The sequence below is a fragment of the Rhizobium sp. 05N430 genome (assembly GCF_056396985.1).
The window spans coordinates 204290-219269 of record NZ_JBFTMO010000001.1; the positions used below are offsets into that span (position 1 = coordinate 204290).

Here is a 14980-nt window from a genome sequence, read left to right on the forward strand (position 1 = left end):
CGCGATCTGCGGCCACGGAAGATCAGCCCCAGGAGACCTGGAGGATTTCGTAAGCCTTCGAGCCGCCTGGCGCGTTGACCTCAATGGAATCGCCGACTTCCTTGCCAATCAGCGCGCGGGCGATCGGCGAGGAGATGGAGATGCGGCCGGCCTTCACGTCGGCTTCCTGATCGCCGACGATCTGGTAGGTCTTTTCTTCCTCGGTGTCCTCGTCGACGAGCTTTACCTTGGCGCCGAATTTGATCTTGTCGCCGGACATCTTGGAGAGGTCGATGACTTCGGCGCGCGCCGTCAGGTCTTCGAGCTCGCCGATACGGCCTTCGTTATGGCTCTGGGCTTCCTTGGCGGCGTGATATTCGGCATTTTCCGACAGGTCGCCATGAGCACGTGCTTCGGCGATCGCTTCGATGATGCGGGGACGCTCTTCCTGCTGGCGCCAGCGCAGTTCTTCCTGCAGCTTGACGAAACCACCCTGCGTCATCGGTACCTTATCTACCATTTTCCCGTCCTTTGATCTTCGTGTCTTCCGGTAGGCACAGACACAAAAGAAAACAGGTCCCGAAGAGAACTTCGGAACCGTGCAAACCATCCTAGTTGCTTTGCTTATAGCAGATCGCAAATGCCGATTGCCATAAAATTCGTATCGGGATCTCCAACCCAGCGCTGTATTCGCAGTCGTTTCCGGCAAATGCCCGTGGTTCGCTTGACTTTTAGCGATGGAACATATAGTGAACAAAACAATGAAGAAGACGCTGAAAGAAAGACTGGCGATCCTTTCGGACGCCGCGAAATACGATGCCTCCTGCGCTTCCAGTGGCACCACGAAGCGCGATTCGGGGGCGAACGGTGGCCTGGGTTCGACGGAGGGGTCCGGTATCTGCCATGCCTATGCGCCTGACGGACGCTGCATCTCGCTCTTAAAGATCCTGCTCACCAATTTCTGCATCTATGACTGCGCTTTCTGCATCAACCGCTCGTCCAGCAATGTCGAGCGGGCGCGCTTCACGCCTGAGGAAGTGGTCTGGCTGACGCTGGAATTCTACCGGCGCAATTATATCGAGGGCCTGTTTCTGTCGTCGGGGATCATCCGCTCATCCGATCACACGATGGAGGAAATGGTGCGGGTAGTGCGGGAGCTGCGCGTCACCCATAATTTCCGAGGCTACATCCATCTGAAATCCATTCCGGAGGCGTCTGCAAAGTTGATCGAGGAGGCGGGGCTTTACGCCGACCGCCTGTCACTCAATATCGAGCTTCCAACCGACAGCGGTATCACCCGTCTGGCCCCGGAGAAGAAGCCGTCAGGCATCCGCCGCTCGATGGGTGATCTCCGGCTGAAGATCGAGGAAGCCGGCGAGCCGACGCTGCAGACGAAGCGGCGCAAGCGCTTCGTGCCGGCCGGCCAGAGCACGCAGATGATCGTGGGAGCAGATGGCGCCAGCGATGCCACCATTCTCGGCACCAGTGCCCGGCTCTACGGCAGTTACGGACTTCGCCGCGTCTATTATTCCGCCTTCAGCCCGATCCCGGATTCATCGAAGAACCTGCCGCTGATCAAGCCGCCGCTGATGCGCGAGCACCGGCTCTACCAGGCCGATTGGCTCTATCGCTTCTACGGTTTCGGCATCGACGAGATCACCGCGACACAGGAGGGCGGCATGCTGGATCTCGATCTCGATCCGAAGCTTGCCTGGGCGCTTGGCCACCGCGAGCAGTTTCCTGTCGATATCAACCGGGCCGCCAAGGAGATGCTTTTGCGCGTGCCGGGGCTCGGCACCAAGGCGGTGAAGGGCATTCTCTCCGGGCGCCGTTTCCGCAGGCTTCGCATCGAGGATCTGGCGCGGCTCGGCGTGTCGATCAAGAAGGTACAGGCCTTCGTGACGGCCGAGGGATGGACGCCGAGGCGGCTGATCGAGCGGCCGGATCTACGCGCCATGTTCGAACCGAAACCCGAACAACTGCAGTTGCTCTGATGCTGAAGGTGGCGCTGCAGGGCAAGGGTGACTTTTTCGAGTGGCGCGATGCCGCCCGGTCGCTGGCGCTGGCCGGCATTCCGCCCGAGGATATCGAGTGGCGGGAGAGGGGTGGCGATAAGCAGCTGTTTTGGGAGGAAGACGTTCTGCCGCCGCAGCCGGCGGGCGGCAATCCGATGACGGTGCCGCAGGCCTTCATCGATCTGGCATCCGCGGTCATCTGCCATTGCGATCCGGTGCGCTTCTCGCTGCTCTACCGGCTGCTCTGGCGGCTTCAATCCGACAGGAAGTTGCTTGATATCGTTTCCGACGAGGATGTGTCGCGAGCCCGCCTTTTGGAAAAGAGCGTGCGCCGCGACGCGCACAAGATGACCGCCTTCGTGCGCTTCAAGGAGGTCGGCAGCGGTATCTCGATGAACGGGCGGCGGAAGTTTCTCGCCTGGTTCGAGCCGGATCATCATATCGTGGTGCGCAAGGCGTCGTTCTTCCAGCGGCGGTTCAACGATATGGACTGGATCATCCTGACGCCGAAGGGTTCGGCCGGGTGGGACGGCGTGAAGCTGACGACCAGCCACGAGCCCTGCGAGAAGCCTGATCTCACCGACGATGCCGACGAACTCTGGCGCACCTACTACGCCAATATCTTCAACCCGGCGCGGCTGAAGGTGAAGGCGATGCAGGCGGAAATGCCGAAGAAATACTGGAAGAACCTGCCGGAGGCCGATCTCATCCCCGGGCTGATTGCCAATGCGGAGAGCCGGGTGATCGAGATGGCCAAACGCCAGGCGAGCACGCCGCAGCCCTTTCACGATCGCCTGCAGGAAGCGGCTCGCAACCAGCCGCAGCCGGAACCGGCGCCTGCCGGGACGCTCGAGGCGCTGCGGGAACAGGCCGCCGTCTGCACACGCTGTCCGCTGCATGCCAAGGCGACTCAGACGGTGTTCGGCGAGGGCCCCGGGAATGCCGATGTCGTCTTCGTCGGCGAGCAGCCGGGCGATCAGGAGGATCTGGCAGGGCGGCCCTTCATCGGGCCGGCCGGCAAGGTGTTCGATCAGGCGATCGAGGCGGCGGGAATCGATCGATCGGCGCTCTATGTCACCAATGCCGTCAAGCATTTCAAATACGAGCCGCGCGGCAAGCGGCGCATCCACCAGCGCCCCAGTATGGGCGAGGTACAGCATTGCCGTTGGTGGCTGAAGCTGGAGCTCGATCTGATCAAGCCGAAAATCGTCGTGGCAATGGGCGCGACGGCGCTCGCTTCGCTGACGGAAACGAAGCACAAGCTGACCGATATCAGGGGGCAGGCCATGCGGATGGCGAACGGGCGGCTGCTGTTCACCACCGTGCATCCTTCCTATCTGCTGCGGCTCCCCGATGAGCGCGACAGGGCGGAGCAGACGGCACTGTTCCAACGGGATATGGTGGAAATACAGAGGCTTATGGCGGCGCTTTCGAAAACTGATTCCGCTGCCTGATAATCTGATTCAAAACGTTCCTGTGGGGTGTCGGTTGCGGGCCGCTTCAAGCGTCCTTTGCCTGAGCTAACGATAAGGGAGACTGCAGTCATGGCACTGAAGCGGATGGACAATATCGGCATCGTCGTCGACGATCTCACGGGAGCGATCACGTTTTTTGGCGAACTTGGTCTGGAACTCGAAGGGCGCGCCACGATCGAAGGCGCGTGGGCGGGGCGCGTCACGGGGCTGGGAGATCAGCATGTCGAGATTGCCATGATGCGTACGCCGGATGGCCACAGCCGGTTGGAACTCTCACGTTTCATCCGGCCTGAGGTCATGGCGGATCACAGGAATGCGCCTGTCAACGCCTTCGGCTATCTCCGCGCCATGTTCACGGTCGATGATCTGAACGAAACGCTCGAGCGGCTTCGTGCATGTGGCGCGCAGCTGGTGGGAGACGTCGTCGGGTACGAGGATGCCTATCTGCTTTGCTACATCCGTGGGCCCGAAGGGTTGCTGATCGGGCTCGCCGAGGAACTCGGCTAAGGCGAGATTAACGATGAAATCTGAGCGCCGCCGTTATGGGTTCGAAGCGGCGCCATTCGTATCCGTCACCGGCAGCGACGTCATGAACGCGGCGATCAGGCTGGCGGTCTTCTCGGGCGCCTCGATCTGCGGGATGTGATTGACGCCGTCGAGCACGGAAAGCTGCGCCTTCGGCAGCAGGCTGGCGATCTCTTCGCCCTGTACCAGCGGCGTGACGCTGTCTTCCTTGCCCCAGATGAGGAGCGCCGGCTTTTCGAAGCCGCGGTAATTTTCCGCTTTGAAGGCGCGCGAGCTTTCCTCGTTGCCGAACAGGCCGGTGACGAACCAGTCGGCGATCGCGTGGCTGGTGCCCTTGACGTCAAGCGGGCGGCGGTAGACTTCGATCCGTTCCGGTGTGGCGACGGCATCGTCGTCGGCGACGAAATCGCGCAGCCCTTTGCCGATCATGAGAGGGTTGGTGAAGGTGGCGGCCATGATGGCTTCGCGCAGGCCGGGTGCCGAGAAAAGCGGTGCCAGCGGCGGTTTGGCTGGCGGGCGTCCGAGGCCGAGTGCGACGTCGAGCAAGACGAGGCCGGAGATGCGGTCCGGCTGGGTCAGCGCGGCCTCGACGGTGCCGCCGCCGCCGAAGGAATGGCCGAGCAACACGAATTGCCTGAGCCCCACGGCGTCGGCAAAGGCGAGGATGCGGCGGGCCTGTGCGTTGCGTGAATAATCGCCGGAAGAGGGCCGTTCGGAATAGCCGAAGGGCGGCAGGTCGGGGGCGATGACGCGGAAGCCGTCGTTTCCCAGCCGTTCGGCGATCGGCTCCCAGGTTTCCGACCAGGCCATGGCGCCGGGGATCAGCAGGATCGCCTGGCCGGTCTTCGGTCCCCATTCACGGTAGTGGAGGTCGAGGCCGTCGGCCTGGAGATATTGGCCGGGCTCGCCGTTGCGGCCCGGCGGCAGGCTCTCACGCCAGATTGAGGCGGCGTAGAAGCCGGCGAATACGAGAAGCGCGATGACGATGAGAGCTCCGGCAATGCCGGCGAGAATCCTGGCGATCCGGATGGCTATGCTTCTCATCTTGCTTCCCCGCCGCAGCGTTGCCTGTGGCGAGGAATAGCAGAAAGCCGGTTAAGAATTTCGCGATTAGGCGAAATAGCTCTGCAGCGGGCGGACTTCGAGATTGCCGGCGCGCAGCGCCTTGATCGCCTGCGCTGCAGCCTCGGCGCCCGCCATCGTCGTGTAGTAGGGCACCTTCTGCATCAGCGTGGCGCGGCGCAGCGACTTGGAGTCTGAAATCGCCTTGTTGCCGTCGGTCGTGTTGATGACGAGCTGGACCTGACGGTTGCGGATGGCGTCCTCGATATGCGGGCGTCCCTCCAGAACCTTGTTGATCTTGGTGGCGGTGATGCCCTGTTCGGCGAGATAGCGGGCGGTGCCGCCGGTTGCCAGAACCTTGAAGCCTTCGGCGACCAGCAGGCGGATCGCCGGCAGAACGCGCGGCTTGTCTTCGTCGCGCACCGAGACGAACACCGTTCCGTCACGCGGCAGCTCGACGCTGGCACCGAGCTGCGACTTGGCGAAGGCCAGCGCGAAATCGGTGTCGAGGCCGATGACTTCGCCGGTCGAGCGCATTTCCGGGCCGAGCAGCGTGTCGACGCCCGGGAAGCGGGCGAAGGGGAAGACGGCTTCCTTGACGGCGATGTGTTTCAGGTTGCGCGGATCGGGCTTTTCGCCGTAAGCGGCAAAGGTCGCATCGAGCTTCTCACCGGCCATGGCGCGCGCGGCGATCTTGGCGATCGGCGCGCCGATGGTCTTGGCGACGAAGGGCACCGTGCGCGAGGCGCGCGGGTTGACTTCGAGCACGTAGACCGTGCCGTCCTTGATCGCGAACTGGACGTTCATCAGGCCGACGACGTTGAGCGCCTTGGCCATGGCCTTTGCCTGACGCTCCAGCTCGTCGAGCATTTCCGTCGAGAGCGTGCGCGGCGGCAGCGAGCAGGCCGAGTCGCCGGAGTGAATGCCGGCTTCCTCGATATGCTCCATGATGCCGGCGACATAGGCGTCGGTACCATCCGAGAGGCAGTCGACGTCGACTTCGATGGCGTTGGAGAGGTAGCTGTCGAAGAGCAGCGGGTTCTTGCCGAGCAGGGTGTTGATCTGGCCGGTCTTGTCGTTCGGGTAGCGCTGCTTGATGTCCTCAGGTACCAGTTCCGGAACGGTATCCAGCAGGTAGGTCTGCAGCATCGATTCCGAATGAATGATCTGCATGGCGCGGCCGCCGAGAACGTAGGACGGGCGCACGACCAGCGGGAAGCCGATTTCGGTGGCGACGAGGCGTGCCTGCTCGACCGAGTAGGCGATGCCGTTGTTCGGCTGCGTCAGGTCGAGCTTGACCAGCAGCTTCTGGAAGCGGTCGCGGTCTTCGGCAAGGTCGATCATGTCAGGCGCGGTGCCGAGGATCGGGATGCCGTTCTTCTCGAGCGCCTCGGCAAGCTTCAGCGGGGTCTGGCCGCCAAACTGGACGATGACGCCGACGACTTCGCCCTTTTCCTGCTCGGCGCGCAGGATCTCGATCACGTCTTCGGCCGTCAGCGGCTCGAAATAGAGGCGGTCGGAGGTGTCGTAGTCGGTCGAGACTGTTTCCGGGTTGCAGTTGATCATGATCGCTTCGTAGCCGGCATCGCGGAGTGCGAAGGCGGCATGGCAGCAGCAATAATCGAACTCGATGCCCTGGCCGATACGGTTCGGACCACCACCGAGGATGACGACCTTTTTGCGGTCGGAGACTTCGGCTTCCGAGCGTGCTGCGCCGACGAAGGGCGTTTCGTAGCTCGAATACATGTAGGCGGTCGGCGAGGCGAATTCGGCGGCGCAGGTGTCGATGCGCTTGAAGACCGGGCGGACGTTCAGGCTGTTGCGGAGTTCCGCCACTTCCTTCGGGCGCTTGCCGGAGAGCGTCGCCAGGCGGGCGTCGGAGAAGCCCATGGCCTTGAGGCTGCGGAGATTGGCGGCATCCTCAGGCAGGCCGTGCTCGCGGATGCGGGCTTCGGTGTCGACGATCGCCTTGAACTGGGCGATGAACCACGGATCGATCTTGCAGCCTTCGTGGACTTCTTCCGGGCTCATGCCCTGGCGCAGCGCCTGGGCGACCATGCGCAGACGATCCGGCGTCGGCGTGCCGATGGCGGCGCGGATGGCGTTCTGGCTGGATTCACCCTCTTCGACGCCCGGGATCTCGATCTCGTCGAGGCCGGTGAGGCCGGTTTCGAGGCCACGCAGCGCCTTCTGCAGCGATTCAGCAAAGGTACGGCCGATTGCCATGACTTCGCCGACCGATTTCATGGCGGTGGTCAGAACCGGCGAGGCGCCCGGGAACTTCTCGAAGGCAAAGCGCGGGATCTTGGTGACGACATAGTCGATCGACGGCTCGAAGGAGGCGGGCGTTGCGCCACCGGTGATGTCGTTGTCTAGTTCGTCGAGCGTGTAGCCGACGGCGAGCTTGGCGGCGACCTTGGCGATCGGGAAGCCGGTGGCCTTCGAAGCCAGCGCCGAAGAGCGCGAGACGCGCGGGTTCATTTCGATGACGACGAGGCGGCCGTCCTTCGGGTTGACGGCGAACTGGACGTTCGAGCCGCCGGTCTCGACGCCGATCTCGCGCAGAACCGCGATCGAGGCGTTGCGCATCATCTGGTATTCTTTGTCGGTCAGCGTCAGGGCAGGGGCAACGGTGATCGAATCGCCGGTATGGACGCCCATCGGGTCGATGTTCTCGATCGAGCAGATGATGATGCAGTTGTCCGCCTTGTCGCGGACCACTTCCATTTCATATTCCTTCCAGCCGAGAACCGATTCCTCGATCAGCACTTCGGTGGTGGGCGAGGCATCGAGGCCGCCGCCGATGATTTCGAAGAATTCCGAGCGGTTATAGGCAATACCGCCGCCGGTGCCGCCCATGGTGAAGGACGGGCGGATGATGGCGGGCAGGCCGACGACGTCGATGGCCTGTGCGGCGATTGCCATGGCATGGCTGATATAGCGCTGCTTGCGGTCGGTCTCGCCGAGGTTCCACTGGTTTTCGAGCGCGTCGAGCGCCTTGTCGAGATCGGCGCCCGACAGGCTTTCCTTGAGCTTGTTGCGCTCGGCCTCATGCGTCTTGCGGTCGAGATCCTTGATGTCGGTGGCGTTGGCCAGCATCGAACGCGGGGTTTCCAGGCCGATACGGTCCATGGCTTCGCGGAAGAGAGCGCGGTCTTCGGCCATGTCGATGGCAGCGGGCTTGGCGCCAATCATCTCGACATTGTAGCGGTCGAGAACGCCCATTCTCTTGAGGGAAAGCGCAGTGTTGAGTGCCGTCTGGCCGCCCATGGTCGGCAGCAGGGCGTCCGGGCGTTCCTTGGCGATGATCTTGGCGACGACTTCGGGGGTGATCGGCTCGACGTAAGTGGCGTCGGCCAGGCCCGGATCGGTCATGATCGTTGCCGGGTTGGAGTTGACGAGGATGACGCGGTAGCCTTCCTCCTTCAGCGCCTTGCAGGCCTGGGTTCCCGAGTAGTCGAATTCGCAAGCCTGGCCGATGACGATCGGTCCTGCGCCGATGATGAGGATCGATTTGATGTCTTGGCGCTTCGGCATGGCAATATCCGTTTCTAGCTGCGCAGAAAACCGGCCAGGGTGGGAGGCACCGGGTCGGGTCGCGCATTGAGGGTCTTTTCAGGCTAGAAGCGGCTTATAGGCAAAGCGAAACCGAAACGGAACCCCATAATTCAAGGAATCGACAGGAATCCGCAGGTTGTCGGTAGGGGTATCAAAGGCCGGGTATGACAAGAGCCCGGATCTCGCCTGATGGAGCCGGATTGGCGATGGTCTTAAGGGCCCCCTCGAAGCCGATCCTGCGAGAAATCAGCGGCTCGACCTTGATGGCACCTGAGGCGATCAGATCGGCGGCGCGGGCGTGGGTGAAGGGGTTGACGAAGGATCCGAGCAGGCGGATTTCCCGGAACAGCAGGTCGAAGGGTTCGATCGAAACCGTTGCGCCTTGCGGCATGACGCCGAGGATGACGGCGGTGCCGCCTTTTCGGGCGAGGCGGGGCGCCTGCTCGATGGTCTCCGGAACCCCCGCGCATTCGATGACTACATCTGCACCATCAGGGAGAATGCCGTTCTTGCCCGATATCAACTCAATGACATCGCCGGCTGACGGATCGACTGTCGCGGTTGCGCCAAGGTCTTCGGCGAGGCGGCGTTTTTCGGCATTGCGGGTCACCAGCACCACGCGTGTTGCGCCGGCGAGGCGGGCGAGCTGGACGACCAGCAGCCCGATGACGCCGCCGCCCAGCACGACGACCGATTGGCCGGTGGTGATGCCGGCCATGTCGACGCCGTGGATGCAGCAGGCCAGCGGCTCGCAGAAAGCGCCGTGCAGAGGATCGAGACCGGCGGGCAGGGCGTAGGCCTGCGTTTCCGGCATGCAGACATAATCGGCGAAGCCGCCATCGCGATGGATGCCGATGGCGCGCAGGTTGCGGCAGAGGTTGACCCGGCCGCGCTGGCATTCCGGGCAAAGGCCGCAGGAAATGTTCGGATCGCCGGTGACACGCATGCCGGCCCGGAAATTCTTCACGCCGGAACCGACCGCCTCGACGATGCCGGTGAATTCGTGTCCGAGGATGACGGGCGGCGTCGAGGGAAATTCGCCGTGGAAAAGATGGCGGTCGGTGCCGCAGATGCCGCAGGCATCCACCTTGACCAGGATATCGTTCGGGCCGGGAACCGGCTTTTCGGCTTCCACCACGGCAAGTCTGCCGGTTGCTTCCAGACGCAGGGCCTTCATGATTTTCTCCTCGCTCCGACGCCATCAGGCGCAAAAATGGGCTGATGCGTCAAGGCTTGACGGCAAGGCCCCGGGAAGAGCCGAAAGAGTTGGCACTCGCCTCTTGCGCGGCGCCGCATCCGGCGGAAAGATCACGGCGTTCCCGAGGAGATAGTAGATGACCCTAGAACCCTTGCTCGATGCGCAGCCTGCAATCCAGATTCATGTTGCGACGGTCGTGCCGGCCGCCTTGCTCGGCGCCTATCTGCTGTCGCGGCCCAAGGGCACGCCGCGGCACCGGTTGCTCGGCAAGATCTGGATGGGGCTGATGGTGATCACCGCGCTCTCCACCTTCTTCATTCACGAGCTCAACATGTTTTACGGTTTTAGCCCCATTCACCTGCTGTCGATCGCAACACTGTTCGGTGCCTGGCAGGCGATTGCTGCAGCCCGGCGCCACGATGTCGTCAGGCATCGCCATATCGTCCGCTCGATCTATTTCGGCGGCATCGTCATTGCCGGGCTGTTTACCTTGCTGCCGGGGCGGATCATGAACTCAGTGGTGTTTTCCGGGCACGACATGGTCGCGCTTGCCGCGGGGCTTGTGGTGACCTCTGCCGCCGCAGCCATCATGCTCTCTTCGCGAATGCGGCCGACGGCATGAAGCCGCTGGAATTCACAGTCGCGGCGGATATATAACTGTTGGCTGCAGAGGTGCATTTGGCACTGCCGGGGAGAGTTGAGATGGAATGGAAGGGCCGCCGTCAATCGGACAATATCGAGGATCGCCGCGGAGACCCTTCCAGCGGCGGGCAGAGTCCCTTCGGCCGTGGCGGCGGGTTCAGCTTTCCCTCGGGCGGCATGCGCCGCGGAGGGGGCGGGTTGTCGATCGGCACGATCATCTTCCTCGTCGTCATCTATTTCATCTTCAAGGCGATGGGCATCGACCTGATGCAGGTCATGGACGGCACAATGAATGGCGGTTCGGGCTACGAACAGAGCCAGTCGCAGGGCAATGGAACGCCTGCCAATGACGACATGACGGCCTTCGTGCGCACCGTGCTTGCCGATACCGAAGATACCTGGACTGGTATCTTTCAGGCATCCGGCCAGACTTACGAAAAGCCGGCTCTGGTGCTGTTCTCGGGCTCGACGCGCTCCGGTTGCGGCGCTGCATCAGCCGCATCTGGCCCGTTCTACTGCCCCGTCGACCGCAAGGTCTATCTCGACACCGATTTCTTCCACCAACTCAGCCAGCAGTTCGGCGCCAAGGGCGAATTTGCCGAGGCCTACGTGATCGCCCACGAAGTCGGCCATCATGTTCAGAACATTCTCGGCGTGCTGCCGAAATTCAACGAGGCCCGCCAGCGGATGAGCGAAGTGGACGCCAACAAGATGTCGGTGCGCGTCGAGCTGCAGGCCGATTGCTTCGCCGGCGTCTTCGCCAAGTTTGAGCAGCGCAAGGGCTATATCAATCCAGATGATATCCAGGACGCGCTGAACGCCGCCCAGCAGATCGGCGACGATACGCTGCAGAAGCGCAGCCAGGGCTATGTCGTCCCCGACAGCTTCAACCACGGAACCTCAGCGCAGCGCGTCAAATGGTTCAAGCAGGGATTCGACAGCGGCAAGGTTTCGGCTTGCGACACCTTTAGCGGTCCGGTCTGAGCCGGGAGGCTCCGCCTCTCCGGCGGAGCCATCCGATTAGCGTTCACTATCCATATGCTTCAGCTGCACGTCCGGATAACGGGCGCCCGCAGCGGCGTCCTTTGGCACGGCGCGCTCGATTGCCGCGATGTCGTCAGCGCTGAGCTCAACAGCGCTTGAACCGAGCGCTTCGGTGAGCCGGTCGCGGCGGCGGGCGCCGATCAGCGGAACGATATCCTTACCTTGTGCCGCGACCCAGGCGATGGCGATCTGGGCGACGCTGACCTGCCTTTCCGCAGCGATCTTGCGCAGTTCTTCGACAAGGGCGAGGTTCTGGTCGATATTGGCGGCCTGGAAGCGCGGGCTGACGGCGCGGAAATCGCCTCTGCCGCCATCCTGGCCCTTCTGCCAATGGCCGCTGATCAGGCCGCGCGACAGCACGCCATAGGCGGTGATCGAGATGCCGAGTTCGCGGCAGGTGGGGAGGATCTGATCCTCGATGCCGCGGGAGATCAGCGAGTATTCGATCTGCAGGTCGGCGATCGGGTGAACGGCTGCAGCGCGGCGGATGGTATCGGCGCCGACTTCGGACAGGCCGATATGGCGGACGTAGCCGGCCTTGATCATGTCGGCGATGGCACCGACGGTTTCCTCGATCGGCACGTTCGGATCGAGACGGGCAGGGCGGTAGATGTCGATATAATCGGTGCCGAGCCGCTGCAGCGAATAGGCGATGAAATTCTTCAGCGCTGCCGGGCGGGAATCATAGCCATTCCAGGCGCCGAGCGGATCGCGCAAAGCGCCAGTCTTGACGCTGATGATGAGGTCCTCGCGCTTGCGGTTCTTCAGCGCCTCGCCGATCAGCATTTCGTTGTGGCCCATGCCATAGAAATCGCCGGTATCGAGCAGGTTGGTCCCGGCATCCAATGCGGCGTGGACCGTTGCAATGCTTTCGGCCCGGTCGGCGGGTCCATACATGCCTGACATGCCCATGCAGCCGAGGCCGATGGCGGAGACTTCGGGGCCGGTCTTTCCCAGGCGATAGGTTTGCATTGTCTTCTCCTTGTGATGCGTTCGGCACTCTTTCTATCGTCTGCGAATATGTGCGATAATCCGGATAGTGGCGAATGAGCCGTACGGGAAAATGCACAATGGATGATCTGCCGCTCAGTGATCTGGATGCCTTCACGGCGATTGCAAGGGAGCGAAGCTTTCGTGCCGCGGCCCGCAAGCGCGGCGTCTCGCCGTCGTCGCTCAGCGATTCCCTGCGGCGGCTGGAAGAGCGGCTCGGCGTGCGGCTGCTCAACCGCACGACCCGTAGCGTCACGCCGACCGAGGCAGGCGAACGTCTCCTGGAACGGCTGGCGCCGGCGCTGGGGGAGGTTGCCTCGGCGCTCGGGCAGCTCGACAGTTTCCGCGACAGCCCGGCCGGCACTTTGCGGCTGAACGTGCCGACCATTGTGTCGCGGCTCTTACTGCCTGAGATCGCCAGCCGGTTCCTGGCGCTTTACCCGGAGATCAAGCTGGAGATCCTTGCGGAGGACGACTTTGTCGATGTCGTCGAGGCGGGCTTCGATGCCGGTATCCGTTATGACGAGCGGCTGGAGCGCGACATGATCGCCGTGCCGATCGGCCCGCGCCGCCAGCGTTACGTCACGGCTGCATCGCCTGCCTATCTGCAACGGCGCGGTACACCTGCTCATCCGCGCGACCTGCTGGAGCATGACTGCATCCGCCATCGCTTTCGCAGCCGCGCGCATTTCGCCTGGGAGTTCGACCGCGGCGAGGAGACGCTGACGCTATCGGTGTCCGGGCCGCTGGTTGCAAACTCGATCGAGATGGAAGTGGGAGCCGCGATTGCAGGCCTTGGCATCATCAGGACATTCGAGGAAGTGCTGCTTCCCGGATTTGAACGGGGCGAACTGGTGCCAATCCTCGAGGAATGGGTCACGGAATTCTCCGGGCCGTTCCTCTATTATGCCAGCCGCAAGCACATGCCGCCCGCTCTTCGCGCATTCGTCGATTTCGTCAAGGCCGAGGGGCGGAGGGGCTCATAATCCCGTTTTGTTCGCGGGCGCGATCAATTTCATTGTCTTCGCCATCAAAAACTTTGAAATGTTCACGTATTGTTTCATTTTTCTGCTTCGGCTATGTAACATTCCCGGCGATGAGATCGTCTTTCCAGAAAACAGCAGCTGTTGAGAGATGACTCATGCTTGATCCCAAATTCGTACGCCGCGGCCTGCTCCTGGTTTTCATGATCCTGTTTCTCGATGTCATCGGCATCGCGATCATCATGCCGGTTCTGCCTGCCTATCTGGAAGAGTTGACGGGCGGCAGCGTCAGCGACGCGGCGCTGGATGGCGGCTGGCTGCTCGTCGTCTATGCGATCATGCAGTTTCTGTTCGCGCCGCTGCTCGGCAATCTCAGTGATCGCTTCGGGCGCAGGCCGATCCTGCTGATTTCGGTGCTCACCTTCGCCATCGACAATTTCATTTGCGCGGTCGCCACCAGCTTCTGGATGCTGTTTGTCGGCCGGGCGCTGGCGGGCTTCAGTGGCGGCAGTTTCGCCACCTGCTCGGCCTATATCGCCGATATCAGCACCGAAGAGAACCGGGCGAAGAATTTCGGCCTGATCGGCATCGCCTTCGGCGTCGGCTTTACCATCGGCCCTGTCATCGGCGGGTTTCTCGGCGAATTTGGTCCGCGCGTGCCGTTTTTCGGGGCGGCGCTGGTGTCGTTCCTGAATTTCGCCGCCGCCTATTTCCTGCTGCCCGAGACCTTGGATGCCAAGCATCGCCGCCCCTTCGAATGGAAGCGCGCCAACCCGCTCGGCGCCTTGAAACAGATGCGCCACTATCCCGGCATCGGCTGGGTTGCCGCCGTGATGTTCCTGTTCTGGCTGGCGCATTCGGTTTATCCAGCCGTCTGGTCCTTCGTCGGCACCTACCGCTATGGCTGGAGTGAGGGCCAGATCGGCCTGTCGCTCGGCATCTATGGCATCGGCGCGGCGATCGTCATGGGGCTGGTGCTGCCGAAGGTCGTTCCTGTTCTCGGCGAGTGGAAGACGGCGGTCATCGGTCTCTGCTTTTCGGTCGTCGGCTTGACGGGCTATGCGTTCGCCTGGGAGGGCTGGATGGTCTATGTGATCATCGTCATGACGGTCATGGAGAACGTCGCTGATCCGCCGCTGCGCAGCATTGCGGCCGGCAAGGTGCCGCCGTCGGCGCAGGGTGAGCTGCAGGGGGCGCTGACCAGTCTGAGCAGCATCACCACGATCATCGGCCCGGTTATCTTCACGCAGCTGTTCGGCTATTTCACCAAGCCGGATGCGCCGGTTACCTTTGCAGGTGCCCCTTATCTGATGGCGGCTTTCTTCATTCTCGTGGCGGCGGTGGTGTTCTTCATCAAGGTGCGACCGTCGCGGCCGAAGACGATCGAAGCTCTGGCAGAATAGCCATCAGATTCAGTGATGCTGTGATGAATATTTCAGCATTTGCCTGTTTTAGGGTAGCTCTTTGCCGGGCTTTGATCTAAGGCCCGGTAATAACTTGCCGCCATTC

The 14980-nt window shown here is 62.3% G+C and carries 12 protein-coding genes; 7 read left to right on the plus strand and 5 right to left on the minus strand.

Translation table 11 applies throughout. From position 1 onward, the window contains the following. Positions 1–22 precede the first annotated feature (22 nt). On the minus strand, positions 23–499 hold the full coding sequence (greA, locus tag AC1DJO_RS01045) for a transcription elongation factor GreA (RefSeq protein WP_112515781.1): 477 nt from the start codon (positions 497–499) through the stop codon (positions 23–25). A gap of 241 nt (positions 500–740) precedes the next feature. Here greA and AC1DJO_RS01050 point away from each other — a divergent pair, with 241 nt between their 5' ends. The 3 genes from AC1DJO_RS01050 to AC1DJO_RS01060 all read left to right on the plus strand — a co-directional run bounded on the left by AC1DJO_RS01050 (position 741) and on the right by AC1DJO_RS01060 (position 3976). Further along, positions 741–1973, plus strand: coding sequence for a putative DNA modification/repair radical SAM protein (locus AC1DJO_RS01050; RefSeq protein WP_477969205.1), 1233 nt, complete (start codon positions 741–743; stop codon positions 1971–1973). Further along, positions 1973–3448, plus strand: coding sequence for a UdgX family uracil-DNA binding protein (locus tag AC1DJO_RS01055; RefSeq protein WP_477968509.1), 1476 nt, complete (start codon positions 1973–1975; stop codon positions 3446–3448). Before AC1DJO_RS01050 ends, AC1DJO_RS01055 begins: the two co-directional genes overlap by 1 nt. A 90-nt stretch (positions 3449–3538) precedes the next feature. Beyond that, positions 3539–3976 carry a VOC family protein gene (locus AC1DJO_RS01060; protein WP_477968511.1) on the plus strand — a complete coding sequence of 146 codons (438 nt, stop codon included), beginning with the start codon at positions 3539–3541 and terminating at the stop codon, positions 3974–3976. Between the two features lie 33 nt (positions 3977–4009). Here AC1DJO_RS01060 and AC1DJO_RS01065 read toward each other — a convergent pair whose 3' ends face one another. The 3 genes from AC1DJO_RS01065 to AC1DJO_RS01075 all read right to left on the minus strand — a co-directional run bounded on the left by AC1DJO_RS01065 (position 4010) and on the right by AC1DJO_RS01075 (position 9791). Further along, complete coding sequence (locus AC1DJO_RS01065) at positions 4010–5038, minus strand: alpha/beta fold hydrolase (RefSeq protein ID WP_477968513.1); 1029 nt, start codon at positions 5036–5038, stop codon at positions 4010–4012. 66 nt (positions 5039–5104) lie between these two features. Beyond that, positions 5105–8593 carry a carbamoyl-phosphate synthase large subunit gene (gene carB, locus AC1DJO_RS01070; protein ID WP_477968515.1) on the minus strand — a complete coding sequence of 1163 codons (3489 nt, stop codon included), beginning with the start codon at positions 8591–8593 and terminating at the stop codon, positions 5105–5107. A 172-nt stretch (positions 8594–8765) separates the two neighbouring features. Next, positions 8766–9791, minus strand: coding sequence for a zinc-dependent alcohol dehydrogenase family protein (locus AC1DJO_RS01075; protein WP_477968517.1), 1026 nt, complete (start codon positions 9789–9791; stop codon positions 8766–8768). A gap of 157 nt (positions 9792–9948) precedes the next feature. Between AC1DJO_RS01075 and AC1DJO_RS01080 the strand changes: the two genes are divergently transcribed. Next, positions 9949–10434, plus strand: a complete 486-nt coding sequence (locus AC1DJO_RS01080; RefSeq protein WP_477940241.1) for a DUF2306 domain-containing protein — start codon at positions 9949–9951, stop codon at positions 10432–10434. An 80-nt stretch (positions 10435–10514) separates the two neighbouring features. Continuing rightward, entirely contained in the window at positions 10515–11438 is a 924-nt protein-coding gene (ypfJ, locus tag AC1DJO_RS01085) for a KPN_02809 family neutral zinc metallopeptidase (protein WP_477968519.1), read from the plus strand. Between the two features lie 36 nt (positions 11439–11474). Here ypfJ and AC1DJO_RS01090 read toward each other — a convergent pair whose 3' ends face one another. After that, on the minus strand, positions 11475–12470 hold the full coding sequence (locus tag AC1DJO_RS01090) for an aldo/keto reductase (protein WP_477968521.1): 996 nt from the start codon (positions 12468–12470) through the stop codon (positions 11475–11477). Between the two features lie 98 nt (positions 12471–12568). On the opposite strand from AC1DJO_RS01090, the gene AC1DJO_RS01095 reads away from it, so the two are divergent. Then, entirely contained in the window at positions 12569–13474 is a 906-nt protein-coding gene (locus tag AC1DJO_RS01095) for a LysR family transcriptional regulator (protein ID WP_477968523.1), read from the plus strand. Positions 13475–13629: 155 nt separating this feature from the next. Continuing rightward, positions 13630–14874: a TCR/Tet family MFS transporter gene (locus AC1DJO_RS01100; RefSeq protein WP_477968525.1), complete on the plus strand. Its 1245-nt coding sequence runs from the start codon at positions 13630–13632 to the stop codon at positions 14872–14874. The last annotated feature ends 106 nt before the right edge of the window (positions 14875–14980 follow it).

Bases quoted from the DNA above. Each gene is read 5' to 3' on its own strand.
- AC1DJO_RS01075 (WP_477968517.1), bottom strand. From the start codon at position 9,791: ATGAAGGCCCTGCGTCTGGAAGCAACCGGCAGACTTGCCGTGGTGGAA.
- AC1DJO_RS01060 (WP_477968511.1), top strand. From the start codon at position 3,539: ATGGCACTGAAGCGGATGGACAATATCGGCATCGTCGTCGACGATCTC.
- AC1DJO_RS01065 (WP_477968513.1), bottom strand. From the start codon at position 5,038: ATGAGAAGCATAGCCATCCGGATCGCCAGGATTCTCGCCGGCATTGCC.
- AC1DJO_RS01050 (WP_477969205.1), top strand. From the start codon at position 741: ATGAAGAAGACGCTGAAAGAAAGACTGGCGATCCTTTCGGACGCCGCG.
- AC1DJO_RS01095 (WP_477968523.1), top strand. From the start codon at position 12,569: ATGGATGATCTGCCGCTCAGTGATCTGGATGCCTTCACGGCGATTGCA.
- carB (WP_477968515.1), bottom strand. From the start codon at position 8,593: ATGCCGAAGCGCCAAGACATCAAATCGATCCTCATCATCGGCGCAGGA.
- AC1DJO_RS01055 (WP_477968509.1), top strand. From the start codon at position 1,973: ATGCTGAAGGTGGCGCTGCAGGGCAAGGGTGACTTTTTCGAGTGGCGC.
- AC1DJO_RS01090 (WP_477968521.1), bottom strand. From the start codon at position 12,470: ATGCAAACCTATCGCCTGGGAAAGACCGGCCCCGAAGTCTCCGCCATC.
- ypfJ (WP_477968519.1), top strand. From the start codon at position 10,515: ATGGAATGGAAGGGCCGCCGTCAATCGGACAATATCGAGGATCGCCGC.
- AC1DJO_RS01080 (WP_477940241.1), top strand. From the start codon at position 9,949: ATGACCCTAGAACCCTTGCTCGATGCGCAGCCTGCAATCCAGATTCAT.
- AC1DJO_RS01100 (WP_477968525.1), top strand. From the start codon at position 13,630: ATGCTTGATCCCAAATTCGTACGCCGCGGCCTGCTCCTGGTTTTCATG.
- greA (WP_112515781.1), bottom strand. From the start codon at position 499: ATGGTAGATAAGGTACCGATGACGCAGGGTGGTTTCGTCAAGCTGCAG.